This is a genomic window from Enterococcus alishanensis, assembly GCF_019218635.1.
Classification (GTDB): domain Bacteria; phylum Bacillota; class Bacilli; order Lactobacillales; family Enterococcaceae; genus Enterococcus_A; species Enterococcus_A alishanensis.
In genome coordinates this window covers 100,084-121,135 of record NZ_JAHUZB010000004.1, presented here as the reverse complement: position 1 = coordinate 121,135, position 21,052 = coordinate 100,084, and the positions used below count along the sequence as shown (strand labels likewise).

Sequence of the window (21,052 nt, the reverse complement as noted above, 5' to 3'; positions counted from 1 at the left end):
TATACAAATCACTTAGAAAAATTTAAAAATATATTGAATATCCTTATTAAATATAGATTGGGTAGTTTATAGATTAGTTTTTCTAAAATATATAAATAGCAACTTCCTTTTTTGTGTGAGGCTTATAAAAAAAATTCTTTAGCATCTCATTTGGTTAAATATATCCTTATTATAATTATCATGTTGATCAACTTAGTAAAAATAAATTTCACTACTTTATCGCTTTAAAAATTTAACTTTGACTTTAAAAGCGTCAGTAAATTAGTTATCAAATATTTCTTTTTTCATAAATACTATAAATTAGAGAGTGCATTTGTATTTGAGAATGCCTCTTTTTTATTTTTTGTAAAGAGAATAATTAAAAATGGAAAAGATAATACTTAAATATTTTAGCTTATAATTTTTACTATTCAACATGAAGTTGCGGGATCCCCATTTTTTAAATGTATGAATATTATAAATTTCTCCATTAATGGAGAAACAATAATAATTATCGTCCACATCAATAATTATAGATTACCTAATCCATGCTACAATAACTGAAGACAGGTTTGTCAGTATTTTCGTAAATGCTAGATGGGTTTTTATATCATAAGATTAAAAAAATGCTGATAAATAAAATATCAAATAATAAGGAGCCTCCTCAATGAATAATAACGACAGATTACTACGATTAAGATATGCAATAGATATAAAAGATAATGACTTAATGAAAGCCTTTGAATTAGGTGGTTTAACTGTTACAAAAGAAGAAGTGCGAGATATGTTAACTAAGGTGGGAACACCTAAAGAGAATGAAAACAATACGTATGCCAAAGCCATCAATAATGAAATGCTGGATAAATTTTTAAATGGTTTCATTATACTTAAGCGTGGTGAACAAGAAAAGAAAACAGAAAGTGTGGCACAGCCAAAAAGTAAGGATATTAAATACATCAATAATGTCCTTTTAAAGAAATTGAAAATTGCTTTGTATTTAACAAGTGATGATATGTTAGCAGTTTTTGCCGAAGCTGGCGTATATCCTTCAAAGGGAGAGCTGGGTGCGATTTTGAGAAAAGAAGATCATCGTAATTTTAAACCTTGTGGAGATAAATATGCTCGCAATTTCTTAAAAGGATTAGGTATGGTCTATCGGAGTCAAGAAAATCGTAATAGTCGATGATTTTTTGTAATATAGAGGATTAAAAAATAGGCTGAATTAGTATGATACCTTAACTAAGATTTTATTATTTCTTTGTCTTAGCTGGGGTATCATATCATTTTTTATCAAAAAGTATACAAATTCTGACATGAACATTTCTAGTATTTTGTTAAAATGATAAGAACAAAAAAATACTTATTAATTTTATTTGGTAAAATGGAATATTTTTTAAAATCGTTAAAACTTGATAAGTAAATTGTTGCAGTCTAATCAATGATTTGGAGTGATATTTGTGATCGACTTACATTGTCATATTTTGCCTGGGATAGATGATGGTCCTCAAACATTGGAAGAGAGTATAGCTATGGCTCATGAAGCGATCCGACAAGGGATTAACTATATTTTATGTACCCCTCATCATGATAATGGTCATTATAATAACCCTGCTTCAAAAATTATCCCAGCTGTTCAAGATTTACAACAACAATTAGATCAGCGTAAGATTGAGTTAACTTTGTTTGAAGGTCAAGAAATACGTTTAACTAGTAATCTGATGAAAGAAATTCAACAAAAAGACATTCTATTTGTTGATTTAGCGAATCAATATTTATTGATAGAGTTTCCAACAATGGAGGTACCAGCTTATGCTGAACAGTTATTTTTCCAACTGATTGAACAAGGCCATGTACCGGTAATTGTGCATCCTGAACGCAATGCTATTTTTTCTCAAAATCCAAATCGCTTACTCCCCTTTTTAGAGATGGGTACACTAACTCAGTTGACAGCACCTAGTATTGTTGGTTTTTTTGGTAAGAAAATTCAAAAGGCAGCCAAGATAATGCTGGAAAATAATTTGGTTTATATGGTGGCTTCTGATGCACATAGTATTAAAGACCGTGGTTTTTATTTAAAAGAGGCTTATCAGGAAATTGAAAAAATGTTTGGTAAACAATATGCGAGGGACATGGAACAGATGTCAAAGGATTTGTTGAATGGTGATCTAGTGCAACGACCAGCCTTTAGAAAAGTAAAACACAGTTTTTTTAAATGAATAAAATAAAGCACGAGTAGTTAAAATATTATTTTAACTACTCGTGCTTTTTAGTTCGGGTAATTTTTTTTGTTGATTTTTTTTGAGATAAAGACTGCTTAGTATTTTTTCTAAAGTATAAAAATCGAGCTTCGTTGGTTCTGTTGGAATGACGATATTTGGTGTTAAAGATTGCTCCGCTACAGAAATTTTTTTAGTGGAAAGAAATAAATCCATTGATCTGCTCTTAAATAAACAATCATTATGGGTGTAAATTTCTAATTTATATTTATCAATAAACTCATTTTTGATTGTTTTAATGAGTTTTTTTTCTTCTAAACTTGATAGATCCGATTCAAAAAAAATCTGCAAAGGTTCTTCGATTTTTGAAAGCAGCGTGAGGGACTCTAGTAATAGTGAATAAACTGAACGTAAAAAGTTGGTTTCTTTAAAAAGTGGGAAACCCGTCTCACTATACAGTAAAGAAATCAAAGTTTCTGAAAGACTCTTTAAATGAATGGGTAGCTGCTGGTTTGAAACATCAAATAAGCCATTTAGGTTGGTTGCCGTCTGATTTTCGTTATGAAATATTTGTGCGCATAAATGTGCACTGTATAAACTTTGACTAACCAGTTTAAGGTCATCTTTTTGAATGAAAAGATTTTGGTTATCCAATAAAATTTTTTTAAATGCTTCGACCGATTGGAATAACTGTGTCTTTCTTTCATAATGAAATGTCGTGAACTTTTTTAAAATGTAACTGTCATTAAACACCTCATCTTTTGTGAAGATGTATAAAAAAAGAAATCCGATTTCTTCTCGATGATAAAATTCTTTTGGTAAAACATCCTTCAATTCATAAAAAAAATGATCAAATAAGTCATTTTTCTCAATATTTTCCTTTAATTCTTTCGATAAAGTGATGTACTTTCCCTGTTTTGTCCGTTCAATGCCTATTGCAATCATGCAAAAGAGCTTTTTATACCCAAAGTCTGACAGACATAAATGAAAGAAAGGAATAACTTTATTAATAATTTTTTCCACTTTTAATTTTGTTGTACTGCCATAAAGCCAGGTGTCTTTGGTATAGGAATGAAACAAGAGCGATAGACTTAATCGACGAATTTGGATTTCACTACCAATTAGTTCCAGAGAACGTCGTTCGATTGAAATCCCCTTAGGTAAAAGTTTTTTTCTGAATTTATTAATCATTCGCCACAAAGAAGATTCACTTACGTAATATTCATGTGAAAACTGGATAATTGAAGGGATTTTTGAAAAAAAAATTTTCATTAGAAGCTGATAATTAATCGTTTCTTCAATAATTTTAAAGACTAAATCTTCTAAAGCAGTCTCAAAGTCATAATCTAAAAAAAAGCCTTTTTTACTATGACTTTTAATTACGATTTCTTTGTTTAAGGAGAAAGTATCAATGTCTTCTTCAATAAATGTTAGGTACTTTGAAATTGTCCGTTGATTAATCTCCAATGTCAATGACAATTCATCTACAGAAACCCAAGTTTTTTTTTCCATAAAGAAATAAATGATTTTAATTTTTGTGACTGTTTCTTTATCAAACAGATCAGCAAGTTGATTAATTGGAATCATTTTGCATGATAATCTCCTTCCAATAAGTCAATGACTTATTTTTAATGTAGTAAATATTTTAAAAAATTATAAATTCGAAAAAAATAAGGACTTGTTAATTTAAGTTTTAATAATAATCACACTTATAAGTATATATGTTAAAGATAAAGTTATTCTGTCAGAAAAATGCTAAAAACTAACAAAAAAAGATGTTTATTAACTAACTAGATAGAATAATATTAATTATATTTGTTGTGACAATTTGTTAATTCTAATGTAGGGGAGAAACATTTTGATTGATCGAATGAAGGCGCAAGGCTTTTTATACTTAATAATGATTTTTCCATTAATTGATATTTTTAATGGGGTTTTTATATCTTATGGGCATAATATTCCTTTAGGAACAGCTTATCGAATATTTTTTATTGCATACATAATATACGGTGTTTTATCAAAAGGCATAAAACTTAATGGTAGTTATGCTCTACTAATTATTTCACTCTTTTTATTTATAATACTCTGTATTGTTCAAACTATTTTTTTTGAAACGACTATTTCTTTATTAATAGAAGAATTTTCTTATGTTATTCGTTTTTCATTGTGCTTGTTGATTCCTTTTTTTGCTAATCAATTTGAAGAATATTTGTCAATTAAAAAAATTATGAACGTAGCCATCTCCTTAAATGTTCTATTAATTGGGGGCTTAATTATCCCTTATTTTCTTGGTTTAGGGAATAGCACATATGATGATACAGCTGGTTTTAAAGGTTTTTATTTTGCAACGAATGATATCGCTTATGCTTTTTTAATTATGCTTTTTTTCATGGGCTGGCTGCTTATTCAACGAAAAAGAAGATCGATCCCTGCCGGTTACTTATTGATTCTTTATTTTCTTGATATGTATTGTTTATTGATTTTAGGAACAAAGTCAGGATTGTTGGCTGGTTTGATCTATTCTATTTATTTGATTTTCCATTTTCTTTATCGCTATCGAAGTCAAACATTATATGAACAATTTTTTGTTTTTGAATTTTTGTTAGCTATGCTTTTTTTTCTATTAGTAAAAGGAAAAGAGTTCATATTAGGATCTCTATCTGGAGTGCTACAACGATTTGCTTATTTTAGAACACTGTATCAAGACGATTGGGTAAGGCTATTTATGAGCTCTCGAAATGTCTATCTTAAAGAAGCTGTAGATAATTTTTTACAATTGCCTGATAATCAATATATTTTTTGGTTCGGCCAAGGTTTTGAAAACCGTTGGAATTGGTATGGAAGAAGAGGCGGATTAGTCGAAATGGATTTTTTTGATATGTTTTTTTCTTATGGAATTATCGGAACTATGATTCTTATAGCAGTGATAGTTTATTTTTTAAAAGTAGCCTTGTATCGAAAAGCGAATAAATTCAGCATTTTTTTATTAGTTTTTACCATTATATATAGTCTTTTAGTGGGACATGTATTTTTCTCAGCATTATCGGCAACGGTGTTTGGTTTTATGTGCATGTTTATCCAAGAAGTAAAGAAGGAGCAAGTATGTCAAGAATAATTATGGTAGGACCAGAAAGTACTGGCAAGGGTGGGATTTCAACAGTTATTAAAAATTTTATTCAATATTTCCCCGAAAATAATAATTTGCAAATAGATTATCTATTTTCTTGGCATGAAAATTACAAATTACGCTATGCTTTACAGTCGTTTGGACAACTTTGGCACAAAACCCATACCAAAAAAATAGCAATTGTTCATTTTCACGTGTCGCAAGATGCTAGTTTTTACCGAAAATCTGTTTTGTTAAAAGCAGTCAAAAAAGGAACAAAAACTATTTTTCATATGCATGCACCAAATTTTGAAAAATTTTACCAACAAGCATCTGTAAAAAAGAAACAATATATTCGTAAAATATTGGATCAAATCGATTTAATTGTGGCTCTTAGTGAAGAGTGGGCTGTGTATTATCAGTCTTTGACAAAGACAGAAGTAATCGTGATTCATAATGCTGTTTATGTACCACAAGATAATCATTATCAAGCTCAATCAATGAACATTCTTACTTTCGGTCGAATCTGTGAACGAAAAGGCAGTCAGGACATTGTCACAGTTGCATCAAGACTTGAAAAAAAAATACCAAAACTACGATTTCATCTTTTCGGTGATACTGATGAAACGACAGTTAATATTATTGAAAAAATAAAACAACTTGATTGCAAAAATATTGAGCTGCATTCTTGGACAACAAATCAACAAGATCTTTTAGCGGATTGTGCTTTACACTTACTGCCTTCTTATCATGAAGGTGTTCCAATGGCTATTTTGGAAACGATGGCTTTTGGGGTTCCTAATTTGGCAACTGATGTTGGCGGGATTAAGCAGGTCTTAGAGGACAAGAAGAATGGTTTTTTAGTTGTACCAGGTGACGTTGATCAAATGGAAGAAGATATTTTGAACTTTTTTTCTAATGTAGAAAAACGAAAAGACTTTTCTGTTCATGCCAAGCAAAAAATTGAAGACCATTTTTCTATTTCAGCTTATTTTTTAATTTGGGAAAACGTATATGAATCATTATCTGAGACAGGAAAGGAGTAATCATGTATTCATTTAAAGATTTCATATATTTTCTTTGGTTGCACAAGAAAAGTATTGTGATAATGACATTTTTATTCACGGTGATAGGTTGTGCAGGCTGTGCCTTGACAAAGGGTTTTCAATATTCTAATCATGTTTCTTTTTTATTGTCAGCAACAGATGAACAGACTGAAAAAAATTCTTTTGAAGAGGAAGATGAACAAGAAATTGAAAATAGAATCATCAACAGCAATATCAAACTAGTGGAAACATACAAAGAAATGGTTAAAAGTGACACCATGATTCAACAAATTCAAAAAGATAATCCTCAAAAAAATTGGTCAGAAATTTTGAATGCTCTGACAGTCAACAGCAGTATCAATTCACAAATATTCACTGTAGTTGTTACTACTGATAGCTCTGAGCAAAGTCAAAAAATAGCTAGATCAATAGGGAAAAACTTTCCAAAAGTAGTTGAAAAAAATCATTTACCGCGAGAAGTTTTTGTTCTTGCAGCAGAATCAACTGAGACCAGCCGTTCGCCTAGTTTTTCTAAATTATTAATTGAAGCTCTGTTACTGAGTTTTATTTTAAGCACTTCTTGTAGTTTTATTTGGGACAATTTATATAAAAGAAAATACATTCAAAACTCGGAAACCGTCCAGTCCCTGATCGGGGTAGAAGTTATCGGAGTTATTGATTATTACTAAATACAGAAAATATGAAAGTAGAGTTTAACAAATGAAAGCAATATTAGTAAGTTTCATTGACAGTACAAATATAGGAGATCGTTTGATAGCTGAAGTTTTATCTAAAGAGTTATTGACTGGTATTGAGACACGTAAATTTAGTTACAAATTACTTGAGGATTCTCAAATTCAGCTAGATAAAAATTTAGTTCGTCGATCGGAAGTTCATAACATCTATTATAAGTACTTTCGCCAATTACCTTTTGTAAAAAATTTGGTTAGCCATAATAAGTGGCTAAAATCTCGCAAAAAAATGTATGATCCGGAAAGTATCCAACGATTTGAAGAGGCTTTGAAGCAAACCGATCTTTTAGTAATTGGAGGTGGAAATGCGATTTTTGATTTATCACCAGTTACGTTATCTGCGCAACGGTTTGATCAAGTAGTGACTTTGGCAAAACAATATCAAGTGCCGATATTTGTAAGTTCAATTGGTATTGGTCCCTTTTGTACTGAAAAACAAAAGCAAGCGGCTGTTGAGACATTAAAAAAATGTGACTATATTACTTTTCGCGATTACCGATCTTGGCAATACATGAATGGTTCTCATCATCCTGCAGTTTACCCTTCAGTTGACCCAGTGTTTCTTTTACCAGCAGAAAAATCTTTCGAGCAATTAAAAGCTCAACGCGATGGATTCCAGCGTATTGGTATTTGTGTGATTGATTACCGGATTACTGGTTGCTCACAGAAAGAATATTTACGGTACTTAAAAGATTTAACAGCTTTAATTCTACGTCTAGTTGACCAACAAAGAGAGATAATTTTATTCTCTTCTGAAGTTCAAGATTATGAAACAATTGAAACTATTTATAGTGAGTTTCAAAGACAGCCGCAAGTAAAATTGGTTCCTATTAAAGATAAAGAAGAGTTACTCACGTTATATCAAACTTTGAATCTAGTAATTGGTACTAGGATGCATTCGATGATTGTGGCAGTTTCACAATATATACCTATTATCGGATTATCTTGGCAACAAAAAGTTGTTGAAATGTTTAAAAATCTTAGCATTGAGAATGATGTTTTTCCGATAGAAGAATTACATGTAAACACTGAACTATTAATAAAAAAAGTAGATGAAAGATTAGACAATAATCAGCAAATGATCAATCAGGTGAAACAAGCTAAAGAAGATATGAAAAGTGCTTTTACAATTAATTATCAGATCATGAAAACTATTCAGAACAGTTTGACAGATCTATGAATCAATATAAAAAATTATTCAATGATTCGCTGATTTTTGCTATTGGTAGTTTTGGGAGCAAATTAATTACCTTTTTTTTAGTAGGTTTTTATACCTACTATCTAACTAAAGCACAGTATGGAACTGCCGATTTATTGATAAATACAATTAATCTTTTACTTCCAATTGTTAGTTTAAGTGTCTCAGAAGGTGTATTGCGTTTTGTATTAGATAGTAAAAGCAAAAAAGAACAGATGAGCTGGTTATCAGTAGCTTTACGAATTAATTTGATAGGTCTTGCTTTTTCGGGAGTATTGCTATTAATTGTCTATTTATTTGGGCTACATTGGACAATCTCTTCAAGTATTGGGTTGCTAAGTTTTGTTCTATTAACAATTCAATCATTTCAATTAATTCTTATGCAATATATCAAAGCGGTTGGTAAATTAAAAATCTATGCAGCAAACGGCATTATTCTTTCATTGCTGACTTTACTTTTTGGTATTCTATTCTTTCGGCAAATAAATAACAAATTGGTAGCTTATTTCTTGTCATTAGTAGTTGCCAATAGTTTCTCATTAATTTTTTTAGTTCTTAATATTTCTTGGAAGGATATGTTTTTTAAAAAGTCGGCAAGCAGCTTTCAAAGCAAACAAATCATTAAGTATAGTTTGCCACTAATTCCAAACTCTGCAATGTGGTGGATATTGACTACCTCTAGTCGTTTTATTATGACCTTTTTCTTAGGGGTAGCAAGTAATGGAATGTACGCTGCTGCAAGCAAAATACCTAATTTATTATCGGTGCTTGGTGCTATTTTTATGCAAGCTTGGCAGTTATCCGCAGTTGAGCAATATCATAAAAAAGATGCGGGTCTCTTTTTTCAAAAAGTATTTAATCACTACAGTACCTTTTTATTGTTTTCTTCAGGTATGATCTTACTATTTTTGGATCCATTAGCAGCCGTTTTATTGTCTAAAGAATTTTATTTTGCTAAAGCGTACATTCCTCTTTTATTGATTAGTAATTTTTTCTCCTGTATTTCAGGTTTCTTTGGCACTACTTATATAGTAGTGAAAAAAACAAAAGGAATTTTGACTACTTCATTAATCGGAGCAGCAGTGAATTTGGTAGGTAGCCTATCATTAATCCCATTAATTGGCATTAATGGAGCGTCTTTAGCTTCTAGCTTAGGTTTTTTCATCATTTTTTATTTACGTAAACGACAAACTAATCATTTAATGGACAGTCAATTAACTACTGGAACGATGTTTTTACAATTGGGTTTATTAATTGTTCAGATCATGTTGAAACAGTGGGGAGGATTCTCCAAAATATTCCTGTTTACCAGTCAAGGGCTAGTTATTTTTTTGATTGTTCTAATTGGATTATACCGTAGTAATTCAGGTCAGAAAGGGGCGTTAAAATGAAAAAAATAAAATTATTTGACCTCCTAATAGATAATGGAAATTTGCAGGAAACTGTTGATGAAATGGTGGAGAGAATCAAAAATAACGAGGTAATTGAACACATTGGGGTGAATTCTAATAAAGTAGTTCTTTGTCAAAAAGATCCTAAAATAAAAAAAATTATTCAACAAGCCGACATGGTGAGTGCCGATGGTTATTCGATTGTATGGGCTTGTCGGTGGCTTAAAAAAAAGAAAATCGAACGAGTTACCGGCATTGACACCATGACAGAGTTACTTAAAAGTGCTGAAAAAAATGGTTTGAGTTTATATTTTTTGGGTACTAAAGAACGCATCTTAAAACAATTATTAATAGTACTCAAACAACAGTATCCAAATTTGAATATTGTTGGTGCTCAAAATGGGTACTTCAAGGATGAGACAGCTGTAGTAAAAGAAATTGCTGAGTGTCATCCGCAAATTTTATTCATTGGAATGACTTCTCCTTACAAGGAAGAATTTGTTGCTAAGTATAAAAGGAAGTTCAATGCTAATTTACTGATGGGGGTAGGCGGTAGTTTTGATGTGTTGGCAGGAGAAATTTCACGAGCGCCTACATGGATGCAACAAAGTGGCCTGGAGTGGCTACACCGGTTTATGAAAGAACCGAAAAGACTTTATAAACGCTATGTTTTTGAGAATATTTATTTCATTTACTTAGTGATAAAGGAGAAATTTAAATGAAGAAGCTTCGGGTAATGTTACTCACTTATGGGAAACTGCCTATTCCAGCAGTAAAAGGCGGTGCTGTTGAAACTTTATTAGATTCTTTAATTGAGGAAAATGAGAAACATCAATTATTAGAATTAATCATAGTATCTAAAGATGATGTGGCCATTACCGTTTTTAATAAAACTCACAAGTTTAGTAAGGTGATCGCAGTCAAAACAAGAGAACGTCCTTTAAGGTGGTTCATGCAAAAAGTTTTGAATAAAGTGCGGTTCATGTTAACTGGGAAAAAAAAGAATTTGATTCCCCACCCAGAGATAATGACTAAAGCTCAAGATTATTTGCAGAATACTGCAGTCGATTGTCTAGTGGACTTAAATTGTCCTGAAAGAATTCCCATTATTCGGACATTTTATTCAGGTAAATTAGCGGTCTATTTACACAATGATTATTTAAATGACCAAACTATGAATGGAAAGGAAATTTTACAACAGTTAGATGGAGTCATGTCAGTCTGCGATTTTTTAGCTAAACAAATAAAGAAAATTCCCAAAGTCAAAGAAGTGCCACCCTTTTATCGAGTAAATAATGGGATTAAATTAGAAGATTATCAAATGGCAAGCCCGATTGAGAAACAAACACTTCGGTCGGAATTAAGTCTAAAAAAAGACGATTGTGTCATTGTATTTTCTGGGCGAATTACGGAAACCAAAGGAGTACATTTACTGCTAGCAGCCTTAGATAAAGTTAAATTTAAAAAAAATGTGAAAGTTCTGATACTAGGTGGTACAACTTATAGCGCAATTAAAAAGGATAGCTACTTCAAAAAAGTCATGGCTCAAGCAGAACAACTACCGATCGAAGTAAGATTCACCGGCTATATAAAAAAGACAGAGGTTCCTTCTTATTTAAAAGCAGCCGATATTTGCGCCGTTCCATCAATCTTTCATGAAACTTGTTGTCTTTCGGCTGTCGAAGCACAAGCAATGGGGGTACCAGTAATTGTCACTAGAATTGGTGGAGTTCCAGAATATATCAGTGAAGATAGTGCGCTTCTAATTGATTATGATAAAAATTATATAAATAATTTCGCCAAAGGGTTAGATCGATTAATTCACGATGATAAATTTCGTAAGCGATTAAGTGATCAGGCAATAAAAGGAAGAAACCGACATTCACAAAAACGCTACTATGAGGAATTTGTTAGGAGTATAGAACAATTAACTGAAACCGAACAGTTAAAGAAGGAGGAAAGTCATGAAAATATTAATCTTGACTAAAAATGTATTAGCTGAATCAAGTTTCCAAAATAAACTACAACAATTAAACCATGAAGTTTTTTGTAGTACTTGTCTGATAAGCGATTTTCATTTGATGGCGAAAAAAACTACGCAATTAGTTACTTGTTTTGATGCAGTAATCTTAAGTGAAACTATTTCTTACCAAGAATTGGATGAACTAATGTTCAATATTCGTAATCAAGTTCCTGCTATTTTCAGAAAGTATGAAAGTAAATTTGCAAAAAATTATGAAGAAGAACGAACAGAGTACAGTATAGATCAATGGATCAAAAGTGATGCTTCATTGGAAGAGATTCGAGAATTGTGCCAGACAGTTCTCCAAACAGAAATCGCAGAAATAGATAAAGGAAATTATAAAAAGAAATATCATTTTTATAGTTTTGGCTTATCAAAAAAAGAAAGTTTACTTTTGAATTGTTTGTATGAATATAAAGGACTGTACGTTTCGAGACAAGAACTGATTGAAAAAATTTGGGGAAAAGAAGAAGTTACTAATTCAAGACTATCTGCTTTGTCCACCTGTGTCCGTAACATCAAAGAAAAAGTCGAAAAAAGTGGGCTATATTGCAACCCGATTGATACCTCATGGGGGAAAGGTTATAAAATTTCAGATGATTTCTATCAATTAATTGAAAATAAGGCAGGTTAGCTGAAAGTTAGATAATATTAATTTTTATAGAGAATTTTTAATTAAAAATCTAAAAAAAACGAAAAATTAACAAAAAAAGAAAGAAACTTGCATTAAATATCATTCTGATTTAAAAAAATAGTATTTTTTGAATATAAAAATTCAAAAAAGAGACAATTAATTGATGGTTCATTAATTCCCTTCTGTTTTATTATTACTTTGTTAGCTGTAATGACTCTAAAGAACAAGGTCTTATTAATAAAGAAAAATATATCGGTAATTTACCGATCATTTGGAAGTGAAAAGATGAATAACATTTATGAGAATAATCCTGCAATAGGAAAATTTGATTTAAAAAACAAAACAAGTTTGGCTTATTCCGACTTTTTGGGAAGTAAAACCAAAAGACTTATCGATATTATTATCAGTTTTGTAGGGCTCATTGTTCTTTTAATTCCTTTTGCTTTAGTGAGCTTGCTGATTAAAATAGAAGATCCTAAAGCACCTGTTTTTTTTAGTCAAAAGCGAGTTGGTCAAAATGGGAAGTATTTTATCCTATATAAGTTTCGGACGATGTCTGTGAACGCAGAAAAACGTTTGGCAGACTTGACTGAAAAAAATGAAATTCAAGGCCCAATGTTCAAAATAAAACGTGACCCGCGCATTACTCGTGTTGGTCATTTTTTACGAAAGTTTAGCATTGATGAGTTTCCACAATTATTAAATGTATTAAAGGGAGACATGTCGATTGTGGGGCCACGACCAGCTCTACCTAAAGAGGTTGATCAATATTCGGCTTATCATCGTTTAAGATTACTTGTAAAACCTGGATGTACCGGTCTTTGGCAAGTAAGTGGACGGAATAAACTTCATTTTGAAGAAATGATCAGCTTAGATATAAGCTACATAAATAAAGGGAGTTTTCTTTTTGATTTAAAAATCATGCTAAAAACTTTTTTAGTCATTATCACCCATGACGGAGCTTATTAGACCAGTACATAAATTATCGGAGGCAACAAATTATTATGGATGAAAAATTCAATTTCACCTTTTTACTTCAAACAATTAAAGAAAAACTACCCATTATTATTTTTTGTAGTATCACGGGATTATTGATTGGTGGGTATATTTCTTTTTTCTGGATTACACCAAAGTACAGTTCGCAGACTCAAATGATTGCTGCGACCAAAACGACTGAAGAAAATATTTCAAATGAAATTACTGCCAATTTACAATTAGTAAAAACTTATAAAGAACTGGTATTAAGTGACTTAGTTTTAGGCGAAGTGCAACAAGAGCTGCAATCTGAAGAAAATCAGAATATGTCTATTAGTCAATTAAGAGAAGCAATCACGCTGGAACAACAGCAGGAGTCGCTTTTTTTTTCCATTCGAGCAGTTAGCGATCGTCCTAGGTTGGCTTCTTATTTAGCCAACACAACTTCTGAAGTATTTCAGGAAGCACTGGAAGATAGTCAGATACCAGGTGAAATTTCGATTACAAGTAAAGCAACAGCAAGTCGAAATCCTTTTTCACCAAATCATAAATTAAATTTAGTGTTGAGTTTATTTATTGGAGGAATGGTTGGATTTTTATTTGTCCTGTTACGAGCTAGCCTTGATCAAACAATAAAAACTGAACAAACAGTCTTTGAAATTTTTGGTACCAGTGCACTAGGAATTATTCCTCATACGACAAATGTAGATATGAAAATGTCTGCTAAAGATAAAGATCTTTTGAAAAGAGATCTCACAGGCACTTCAAACAGTGTTTCAAGAAGAAGAAGAAAAAGAGTTTAAATTAGGAGTAGCGAACAATGAGAGAAAGAGAAAACCGATTAATTGCGATTGAAAACAGATTTTCACCAATTACCGAGCAATATCGCAACGTACGAACAAGTATTCAATTTGCTGCTTCATCTGGAAGACCAATGAAATTACTTTTGGTTACATCAACTGAACAGGAAGAAGGAAAAACGACCTTGGCTTCAAATTTAGCGGTCGTCATGGCAGAAACCAATACAAAAGTACTATTGATTGATGGTGATTTACGCCGAGCAACTGCTGGAAAAATTTTTAATTTACGTACTGGCACAGTTGCTGGTTTAAGCACATTGTTAAGTAATGTTGGTAGTTCACTTGAAGAGGCTATTCAAAGAACACAAATTAAAAATTTAGACTTTTTACCTGCAGGACCGATTCCTTCTAATCCTTCAGAGCTGTTAAATTCAAATCGTTTAAATGAAATTTTTCAACAGGTGGAGGAAAAATATGATTTTATTATCGTCGATTCACCACCGCTTTTAGTAGTAACAGATGCTCAAATTTTCTCATCGAAAGTTGATGGCGTTGTTTTAGTGGTTCGAGAAAATCGTACGAAACGAAATAATTTAATAAAATGTAAAACCCTACTAGAGCGATCGAAAGCACGCTTAATCGGCGTTGTTTATAACGGTGCCAAATCTCTGAGTGCTGGAAATTATAATTATTATAAGTATTAGGGGGTGATGAATGATTAAGTTGAGATTCAATTCATAAAAGGAAAAAAAGAGAGGGGAAAAAAGAGTGAAGAAAAAGAAATTATTAACTATTGGTGCTAGCAGTTTAATGTTATTGAATGCAGGATTACTTCCTGTCGTATCGTTAGCTGAAGAAAAAACAGCGGGGACTGAGGAAGTATCGCCGGAATTAGCTGAAAGTTTAGCTGACAATAACTTGCCAGAAATTAATGCTGAGCAACCAGCACCAGCGGAAGAACCAACTGAATCTGCTGTAGTTGAAAATACAGAGGAAACGACTGAACAAAATGCTATTCAACCACTAGATGTTGGTTTGGTTGCTTGGGGAGAAATCGGTTTGAAGATGTCAACCGATAAAAATTTAGTTATCAACAACCAAAAAACAGAAGGTATTTTAACAGTTGATTTAAATGTTAGACAATTAGCTAACATGTCATACAACGACAAAACTTTTTATCAAGTGAAATTGCCTAATGAGTTTAAACCGTTGTTACAAGATCCGCGTTTCATCAATTATTTATCAGGTGAAATGAAAGCTTATAACTTTGGTATTCAAATTAAAGCTCAAAATTATACTTCAGCTGATATTAAAGTAGATCCAGATAGTTGCTCTTTAATTATTCAAAATCCAACAATTTCTACAATTATCGGGATTTTACCACGGGTTTATTGTTCAATTAACATCGATTTAGGTGGCTTCGTAACTGATACAGAAATTCGCGTGCCAAATTCCCTAGATGGGAAATATCACTTTAACACAGCTCTATCTCAAGACAACAACATTATTGATTGGACTGTTGGTGGCGGAAAAGAATCTAGTGGCTTCTTAGAATATGCTCAATTAGATCCAGCATACGGAACTGAAAAACCTGTTTTAACTGCTGAAGATCGAAAAATTATTTTAGGTGAAGACTTTACTGGTTCATTTGCTATGAGAGGTGTCTCTGCAATTGATAAAGAAGATGGCGATATCACTAAAAATGTAGTCATAATTGATAATCCAGTACAACCAAATGTACCAGGTGTTTACCCTGTAACATACAAAATCACAGATAGCCACGGGTTAACTGCTACTAAGACAATCAACGTAACAGTAGGTGAAAATGTATTACCGGTAATCAATGCCGAAAATAAAATTATTGAAAAAGGTGAACCTTTTAATCCATTAGAAGGTATTACCGCGCATGATGAAGAAGATGGGGACTTAACTTCAAAAGTCATCATCAAATCAAATAACGTTAATACTAATGTCGCTGGAAAATACTTTATTACTTATTCAGTAGAAGATAGTCATAGAGGAATTACCACTAAAGATATTGAAGTTGAAGTGAAAGAAAGTATTCATGGTATTACAGTGAATGATTATACTGTGGGCCAAGGGCTTATCACTGGTAACTATGAAGGTGATGTTTCTTATCTTGAATTTTATGTTGATGATAATTTGGTCTCTAAAGGTGGGACATTGAAAGATGGTAAATTCACCTATGAAGTGAACAGTGGACTAATCAAGAAAAATTCAAAAGTTGTGTTAGTTGCTTATGATAAAGATCAAAAGAAATTAGATGAAAAAACTGTCAAAGTTCTATCTAATTATACTGGCACAATTTCCGCTTATGATTATACAGTTGGTGATGAATACATTCGTGGAACGTACACAGGTGATGTGAAAAAAGCAAAAGTAATTGTTAATGGAAAAGTACTTTCTTTAGGTGGCTCTTTCAAAGATGGTGAATTTAGCTACTGGGTTGGTAAAAACGCAATTAAACAAGGTAACAGCGTATTAATTAACGGTTACGATGTTGATGGTGATGTGTTAAGCCAAAATAATAAAGTGACTGTAATTGCTGCGCCTGCAGCAGCTGGAACTATTACACCAAATAATTTTTCAGTTGGAGCGGTCGAAATTACTGGTTCTTACACAGGTGATGTGAAAAAAGCTAAATTGTACGTTAATGATAAATTAATTTCACAAGGTGGAACATTTAGAAATGGTACTTTCACTTATTATGTAGGTCAAAATGTAATTTCTAAAAATTCAAATGTACGTTTAGTTGCTTTAGATTCTGAAAACAAAGAATTAGATAGTAAAACAGTTCGAGTTGAATCTAATACTTCAGGGACTATGCTAGCAAGTGATTATACAGTTGGAGATGAATACATCACTGGGGTTTACAGTGGAGATGTGAAAAAAGCGAAAGTAATTGTTAATGGAACTGTTTTATCACTCGGTGGTAATTTTGCTAATGGACGCTTTACTTATTGGGTAGGAACATCAAGAATTAAAGCTGGAGACAGTGTGATGATTAATGGTTATGATCAAAATAATTCGTTGTTGACTCAAAATAACCCAGTTACTGTTAAACAAGCGCCTGCAAAACAAGGTTCAATTTCTCCAAATAGCTATACTATTGGTAATGGTGAAATCACTGGAACATATAGTGGAGATGTACGCAAAGCTCGCTTATCAGTGAACGGAAATGTTATTTCTTGGGGCGGAACTTTTAAAGATGGACGCTTCAATTACTATGTGGGTAATGCTATTAAAGAAGGCGATAATGTTACTATGAACGCTTATGGAACAGACGATGTCTTATTGCAAGAAAACGTAAAAGTATCTTTTGCAAATTCATCTTATAATGGCAACATTTCTCCTAATATATACAACGTTGGGGCAATTGAAATTTCTGGAGTTTATTCAGGTGATGTAAAACAAGCTTATCTTTATATAAATAATAGCTTGGTTTCAATTGGTGGAACATTTAGAAATGGATCCTTCACTTATTACGTTGGAAATGCCATCAAAAAAGGTGATATTGTCAATTTAGTCGCTTATGGTCCTGATGGAAAAGAATTAGATAGAAAAACAGTTCAAGTGAACTAATGAACGGAGATTTTGCATGAAAAAATTTTTATTGAGTATGATCGCAGTTGGTTTTGTTTTAACTGGGTGTAATTCTAACACTAACAATAAAACAGATGACAGTGGTAATAGCTCTGCTTCAATTGCTAAAGTGGAAGTAAAAGATGGTTTAAATGTGCCTTTTACAGCTGACGGTATTGAAATGAAAATCACTGAAGTATCCAGCAGCGAATCTGTAAATGAAGCTGAAAAACCTAAACAATTAATTACTTTTTCAGTCGAATACAAAAACATTGGTACCCAAGATAAAGGTATGGGAGCAATCGATTTTCAATTAGTAACGGATAAGAAAGATAAAACCTACAATGTAACAGAAGAAATGGAAGCTTTTGGTGGTGTGTTAAACCCAGAAGAATCAGCGACTGGTAAATTGTATTATCTAATTGGAACTGGAGAAAAACCAACAAAATTGGAGTATGCACCAACTGATAAAACTCTAAAAACATGGGACCTACAATAATAGATTTTTTCATTGTCCGTTATAACAAAAGAATGGTTTATGAATCAGTAGATTTAAGATTGTTTATTTTATGTAGAAAATGAGGGGTTTTGAAGGAGAGTGGCGGATTTCTCCTTCAAGACCTTTTGTTATAAATTGTGAATTTTTTAATAAAAGGGAGATACATATGTCGATAAAAGTAATGTCGATTTTTGGTACTAGACCGGAAGCAATCAAGATGGCACCAGTAATAAAAACTTTAGAGAGGGATCCACGTTTTCAATCAAGAGTTGTCGTTTCAGGTCAACATCGTGACATGCTGGATCAGGTATTGAATTTTTTTAAAATAACTCCAGACTTTGACTTGAATATTATGAAGAAAAAACAAAGTTTAAGCGAAATGACAACTCATATTATTGATAAATTGACGCCCGTATTAGAAGCGAATATGCCGGATGTTGTTTTGGTTCATGGTGATACGACAACGACTTTAGCAGCAGCTTTAACAGCTTATTATCTGAAAATTCCGATTGGACATGTTGAATCAGGGTTACGTACTTGGAATAAATACTCTCCATTTCCAGAGGAAGTGAATCGTCAATTAGTTGATGCTTTGTCGGATATTTGTTTTGCTCCAACAAAGGAGAGTGCCGTTAATTTGATTAAAGAAAACCATCGACAAGAACAAGTATTTGTTACTGGAAATACAGCGATTGATGCAATGACATATACGATAGATAAAAAATATACTCACCCAAATTTATCAAACGAGGGAAAGAAAAGACTTTTAGTCACGATGCATCGAAGAGAAAATTTAGGACAGCCAATGATAGAAGTATTTAAAGCATTGGCGCAGATAGCAAAAGAAAAAGATGATGTAGAAATTATTTTTCCGATGCACAAAAATCCGCTTGTTCGTGAACTGGCTGAAAAAGAACTTGGAAATTTAAAAAATATACAATTAATCGAACCGCTAGATTTATTTGATTTCCATAATTTTGCACAACATTCAGATTTAATTTTGACTGATTCTGGTGGTGTTCAAGAAGAAGCGCCCTCACTGGGGATTCCAGTTCTTGTATTACGTGATACAACAGAGCGTCCAGAAGGAATAAAAGCGGGTACTTTAAAACTTGTTGGTACAAATCAAGCAACAGTCTATCAGGAAACGATGAGGTTATTAGAAGATCCGATAGCTTATCAGAAGATGTCTGAGGCAACTAATCCCTATGGTGATGGTCATGCGAGTGAACGGATAGCTGATATATTAGCCCAGTCTTTTAATGATTTTTGAAAGAAGACATGCTAGATGGATAATGGAGTGAGTATATGAGAAATAAGGGAAGAAGACCAAGTGGAAAGCTGAAAAAAACCTTAATTTTACTAGTAAGTATTTTATTAGTTTTGGTTGGCTTGATTACTGCTACAGCAGCAAAAGTGCTTTATGATGTAAAAGGAGTCACTGATGAAGTATATGAGCCAGCAAAAAAAACTCAACCTCTTGATGAAGTTAGCTTAAATCAGAAAAAATCATTTAGCGTATTATTATTAGGTGTTGACACAGGTGCTTTAGGTCGAACAGAACGAGGACGTTCTGATACGTTAATGGTAGCAACCGTTAATCCAAATACGAAAAAAACCGTAATAGTAAGCATTCCTCGAGATACTTATACAGAGATTGTTGGACATGATACGATGGATAAAGTTAATCACGCTTATGCTTTTGGTGGTGTTGATATGGCTGCGGATACTGTTGCTCAATTATTAGCTATACCAATCAATTACTATGTTGTTATCAACATGAAGGGGATCGAGACTTTAGTTGATTCAGTTGGGGGAATTGAAGTAGATAATCCATTTGCTTTTACCTATGAAGAAACTGAATTTCCAGCTGGTTCACAGTATCTAAATGGGAATAAGGCATTAAAATACGTTCGGATGCGCTATGATGATCCAGAAGGAGATTATGGCCGTCAAGGAAGACAGCGAGAAGTAATAGCTGGAATTTTGAAACAAATGGTTAGTATTAAATCGTTAAGAAATTATCATAGTATTTTAAATAGTCTAGGAGATAATTTACAAACAGATATTACCTTTAATGATATCGAATTATTATTTAGAAACTATCGTGAAGCATTTAATCAAGTGGATTCAGAACAAGCAATGGGTGAAGGTTTTATGCTAGATGAAATTTCTTACCAAAGTATTCCATTGGACGAACTTATTAGAATTCAAACGTTATTAAAAGAACAATTAGCCAATTAAAATTAGTGTAATAAAATGTAGATTCCATTTTAGTGAGGTATTAGATTACAAAAATACCTTGTTAAAATGGTTTTTTATACGGTTTGATTTACAAAATTTACCATTAGAAAGTTTTAGATATGTCCAGAGAAAATGCACAAGAATATTTAATTTCAACTAGAGAGTTGTGCTGGTAGATTTGATCCATTATGTGGGCCTCAGTCCTCAGATAGGGACTTCTGATGATATAAATGCTGTTGAACGTTTGTAAAACGAAACCTCTTTAATTTATCCGCTAGTAGCTATGAGTTTTTATGTTTCAACGGTACCAAATCATCAAGTTGGTCGAATAACTAGTTTGAAAATTAAAGAAATCATCGCTCAACAAGGAAATTTTTTATGATGAATTAAATTTAGGCGGTCATTTTTTTATGGGCGAGAGTTAAAAAATACTGGCTTGGGTTTACTAAAATCTGCAGGTGATTGCTTCAGTAGTCAGTGGATATTTACAATCGAAAATAAGAAATAGTAAAATTTGTTGAGTTGCTTTGCCTTTTCATTTAACGTCTAAAAAAATTGTTCTTTTTCCTGTCTTCTTCTACAATGA

At 32.2% G+C, this 21,052-nt stretch carries 19 protein-coding genes; 18 read left to right on the top strand and 1 reads right to left on the bottom strand.

The features are described from left to right. Window positions 1-646: 646 nt before the first annotated feature. The gene (locus tag KUA55_RS10940) at window positions 647-1,165 is read left to right on the top strand and encodes a YehS family protein (RefSeq protein WP_218326312.1); all 519 of its coding nucleotides are present in this window, start codon (window positions 647-649) and stop codon (window positions 1,163-1,165) included. A gap of 271 nt (window positions 1,166-1,436) precedes the next feature. Beyond that, window positions 1,437-2,195 carry a tyrosine-protein phosphatase gene (locus tag KUA55_RS10935; RefSeq protein WP_218326311.1) on the top strand — a complete coding sequence of 253 codons (759 nt, stop codon included), beginning with the start codon at window positions 1,437-1,439 and terminating at the stop codon, window positions 2,193-2,195. Window positions 2,196-2,228: 33 nt separating this feature from the next. Here KUA55_RS10935 and KUA55_RS10930 read toward each other — a convergent pair whose 3' ends face one another. Beyond that, entirely contained in the window at window positions 2,229-3,782 is a 1,554-nt protein-coding gene (locus KUA55_RS10930) for an AcpB/EbpR/MafR family transcriptional regulator (protein WP_218326310.1), read from the bottom strand. A gap of 313 nt (window positions 3,783-4,095) precedes the next feature. On the opposite strand from KUA55_RS10930, the gene KUA55_RS10925 reads away from it, so the two are divergent. From KUA55_RS10925 to KUA55_RS18740, 16 genes are all read left to right on the top strand, one after another. Next, on the top strand, window positions 4,096-5,310 hold the full coding sequence (locus KUA55_RS10925) for an O-antigen ligase family protein (RefSeq protein WP_246601489.1): 1,215 nt from the start codon (window positions 4,096-4,098) through the stop codon (window positions 5,308-5,310). Beyond that, window positions 5,298-6,347 carry a glycosyltransferase family 4 protein gene (locus KUA55_RS10920; protein WP_218326308.1) on the top strand — a complete coding sequence of 350 codons (1,050 nt, stop codon included), beginning with the start codon at window positions 5,298-5,300 and terminating at the stop codon, window positions 6,345-6,347. Before KUA55_RS10925 ends, KUA55_RS10920 begins: the two co-directional genes overlap by 13 nt. A 104-nt stretch (window positions 6,348-6,451) precedes the next feature. Further along, window positions 6,452-7,036 (top strand): YveK family protein, encoded by a 585-nt coding sequence (locus KUA55_RS10915; RefSeq protein WP_246601488.1) that lies wholly within the window; start codon window positions 6,452-6,454, stop codon window positions 7,034-7,036. 31 nt (window positions 7,037-7,067) lie between these two features. Then, window positions 7,068-8,279 (top strand): polysaccharide pyruvyl transferase family protein, encoded by a 1,212-nt coding sequence (locus tag KUA55_RS10910; RefSeq protein ID WP_218326304.1) that lies wholly within the window; start codon window positions 7,068-7,070, stop codon window positions 8,277-8,279. Next, the gene (locus KUA55_RS10905; RefSeq protein WP_218326303.1) at window positions 8,276-9,688 is read left to right on the top strand and encodes an oligosaccharide flippase family protein; all 1,413 of its coding nucleotides are present in this window, start codon (window positions 8,276-8,278) and stop codon (window positions 9,686-9,688) included. The genes KUA55_RS10910 and KUA55_RS10905 overlap by 4 nt, the downstream gene beginning before the upstream one ends. Beyond that, window positions 9,685-10,410: a WecB/TagA/CpsF family glycosyltransferase gene (locus KUA55_RS10900; protein ID WP_218326302.1), complete on the top strand. Its 726-nt coding sequence runs from the start codon at window positions 9,685-9,687 to the stop codon at window positions 10,408-10,410. The genes KUA55_RS10905 and KUA55_RS10900 overlap by 4 nt, the downstream gene beginning before the upstream one ends. Further along, on the top strand, window positions 10,407-11,675 hold the full coding sequence (locus tag KUA55_RS10895; protein ID WP_218326300.1) for a glycosyltransferase family 4 protein: 1,269 nt from the start codon (window positions 10,407-10,409) through the stop codon (window positions 11,673-11,675). The genes KUA55_RS10900 and KUA55_RS10895 overlap by 4 nt, the downstream gene beginning before the upstream one ends. Continuing rightward, window positions 11,653-12,345 (top strand): winged helix-turn-helix domain-containing protein, encoded by a 693-nt coding sequence (locus tag KUA55_RS10890; protein ID WP_218326299.1) that lies wholly within the window; start codon window positions 11,653-11,655, stop codon window positions 12,343-12,345. Before KUA55_RS10895 ends, KUA55_RS10890 begins: the two co-directional genes overlap by 23 nt. 285 nt (window positions 12,346-12,630) lie before the next feature. Next, entirely contained in the window at window positions 12,631-13,314 is a 684-nt protein-coding gene (locus KUA55_RS10885; RefSeq protein WP_218326297.1) for a sugar transferase, read from the top strand. Between the two features lie 35 nt (window positions 13,315-13,349). Then, window positions 13,350-14,123, top strand: a complete 774-nt coding sequence (locus KUA55_RS10880) for a YveK family protein (protein ID WP_218326296.1) — start codon at window positions 13,350-13,352, stop codon at window positions 14,121-14,123. A gap of 17 nt (window positions 14,124-14,140) precedes the next feature. Then, a complete protein-coding gene (locus KUA55_RS10875; RefSeq protein ID WP_218326295.1) occupies window positions 14,141-14,824 on the top strand; it encodes a CpsD/CapB family tyrosine-protein kinase in 684 nt (227 codons plus the stop codon). 64 nt (window positions 14,825-14,888) lie between these two features. Then, a complete protein-coding gene (locus KUA55_RS10870; protein ID WP_218326294.1) occupies window positions 14,889-17,723 on the top strand; it encodes an immunoglobulin-like domain-containing protein in 2,835 nt (944 codons plus the stop codon). Window positions 17,724-17,739: 16 nt separating this feature from the next. After that, the gene (locus KUA55_RS10865) at window positions 17,740-18,222 is read left to right on the top strand and encodes a DUF4352 domain-containing protein (protein WP_218326293.1); all 483 of its coding nucleotides are present in this window, start codon (window positions 17,740-17,742) and stop codon (window positions 18,220-18,222) included. A 166-nt stretch (window positions 18,223-18,388) separates the two neighbouring features. Next, the gene (gene wecB, locus KUA55_RS10860; RefSeq protein ID WP_218326292.1) at window positions 18,389-19,495 is read left to right on the top strand and encodes a non-hydrolyzing UDP-N-acetylglucosamine 2-epimerase; all 1,107 of its coding nucleotides are present in this window, start codon (window positions 18,389-18,391) and stop codon (window positions 19,493-19,495) included. 35 nt (window positions 19,496-19,530) lie between these two features. Beyond that, the gene (locus KUA55_RS10855) at window positions 19,531-20,466 is read left to right on the top strand and encodes an LCP family glycopolymer transferase (RefSeq protein ID WP_218326291.1); all 936 of its coding nucleotides are present in this window, start codon (window positions 19,531-19,533) and stop codon (window positions 20,464-20,466) included. Window positions 20,467-20,731: 265 nt separating this feature from the next. After that, a complete protein-coding gene (locus KUA55_RS18740) occupies window positions 20,732-20,848 on the top strand; it encodes an alpha-galactosidase (RefSeq protein WP_425514620.1) in 117 nt (38 codons plus the stop codon). Window positions 20,849-21,052: the final 204 nt, after the last annotated feature.

Excerpts from the sequence above, each read along its gene's own strand:
- KUA55_RS10940 (WP_218326312.1), top strand. The coding sequence starts at position 647 with ATGAATAATAACGACAGATTACTACGATTAAGATATGCAATAGATATA.
- KUA55_RS10930 (WP_218326310.1), bottom strand. The coding sequence starts at position 3,782 with ATGATTCCAATTAATCAACTTGCTGATCTGTTTGATAAAGAAACAGTC.
- KUA55_RS10925 (WP_246601489.1), top strand. The coding sequence starts at position 4,096 with ATGATTTTTCCATTAATTGATATTTTTAATGGGGTTTTTATATCTTAT.
- KUA55_RS10920 (WP_218326308.1), top strand. The coding sequence starts at position 5,298 with ATGTCAAGAATAATTATGGTAGGACCAGAAAGTACTGGCAAGGGTGGG.
- KUA55_RS10910 (WP_218326304.1), top strand. The coding sequence starts at position 7,068 with ATGAAAGCAATATTAGTAAGTTTCATTGACAGTACAAATATAGGAGAT.
- KUA55_RS10905 (WP_218326303.1), top strand. The coding sequence starts at position 8,276 with ATGAATCAATATAAAAAATTATTCAATGATTCGCTGATTTTTGCTATT.
- KUA55_RS10900 (WP_218326302.1), top strand. The coding sequence starts at position 9,685 with ATGAAAAAAATAAAATTATTTGACCTCCTAATAGATAATGGAAATTTG.
- KUA55_RS10895 (WP_218326300.1), top strand. The coding sequence starts at position 10,407 with ATGAAGAAGCTTCGGGTAATGTTACTCACTTATGGGAAACTGCCTATT.
- KUA55_RS10890 (WP_218326299.1), top strand. The coding sequence starts at position 11,653 with ATGAAAATATTAATCTTGACTAAAAATGTATTAGCTGAATCAAGTTTC.
- KUA55_RS10885 (WP_218326297.1), top strand. The coding sequence starts at position 12,631 with ATGAATAACATTTATGAGAATAATCCTGCAATAGGAAAATTTGATTTA.
- KUA55_RS10880 (WP_218326296.1), top strand. The coding sequence starts at position 13,350 with ATGGATGAAAAATTCAATTTCACCTTTTTACTTCAAACAATTAAAGAA.
- KUA55_RS10875 (WP_218326295.1), top strand. The coding sequence starts at position 14,141 with ATGAGAGAAAGAGAAAACCGATTAATTGCGATTGAAAACAGATTTTCA.
- KUA55_RS10865 (WP_218326293.1), top strand. The coding sequence starts at position 17,740 with ATGAAAAAATTTTTATTGAGTATGATCGCAGTTGGTTTTGTTTTAACT.
- wecB (WP_218326292.1), top strand. The coding sequence starts at position 18,389 with ATGTCGATAAAAGTAATGTCGATTTTTGGTACTAGACCGGAAGCAATC.
- KUA55_RS10855 (WP_218326291.1), top strand. The coding sequence starts at position 19,531 with ATGAGAAATAAGGGAAGAAGACCAAGTGGAAAGCTGAAAAAAACCTTA.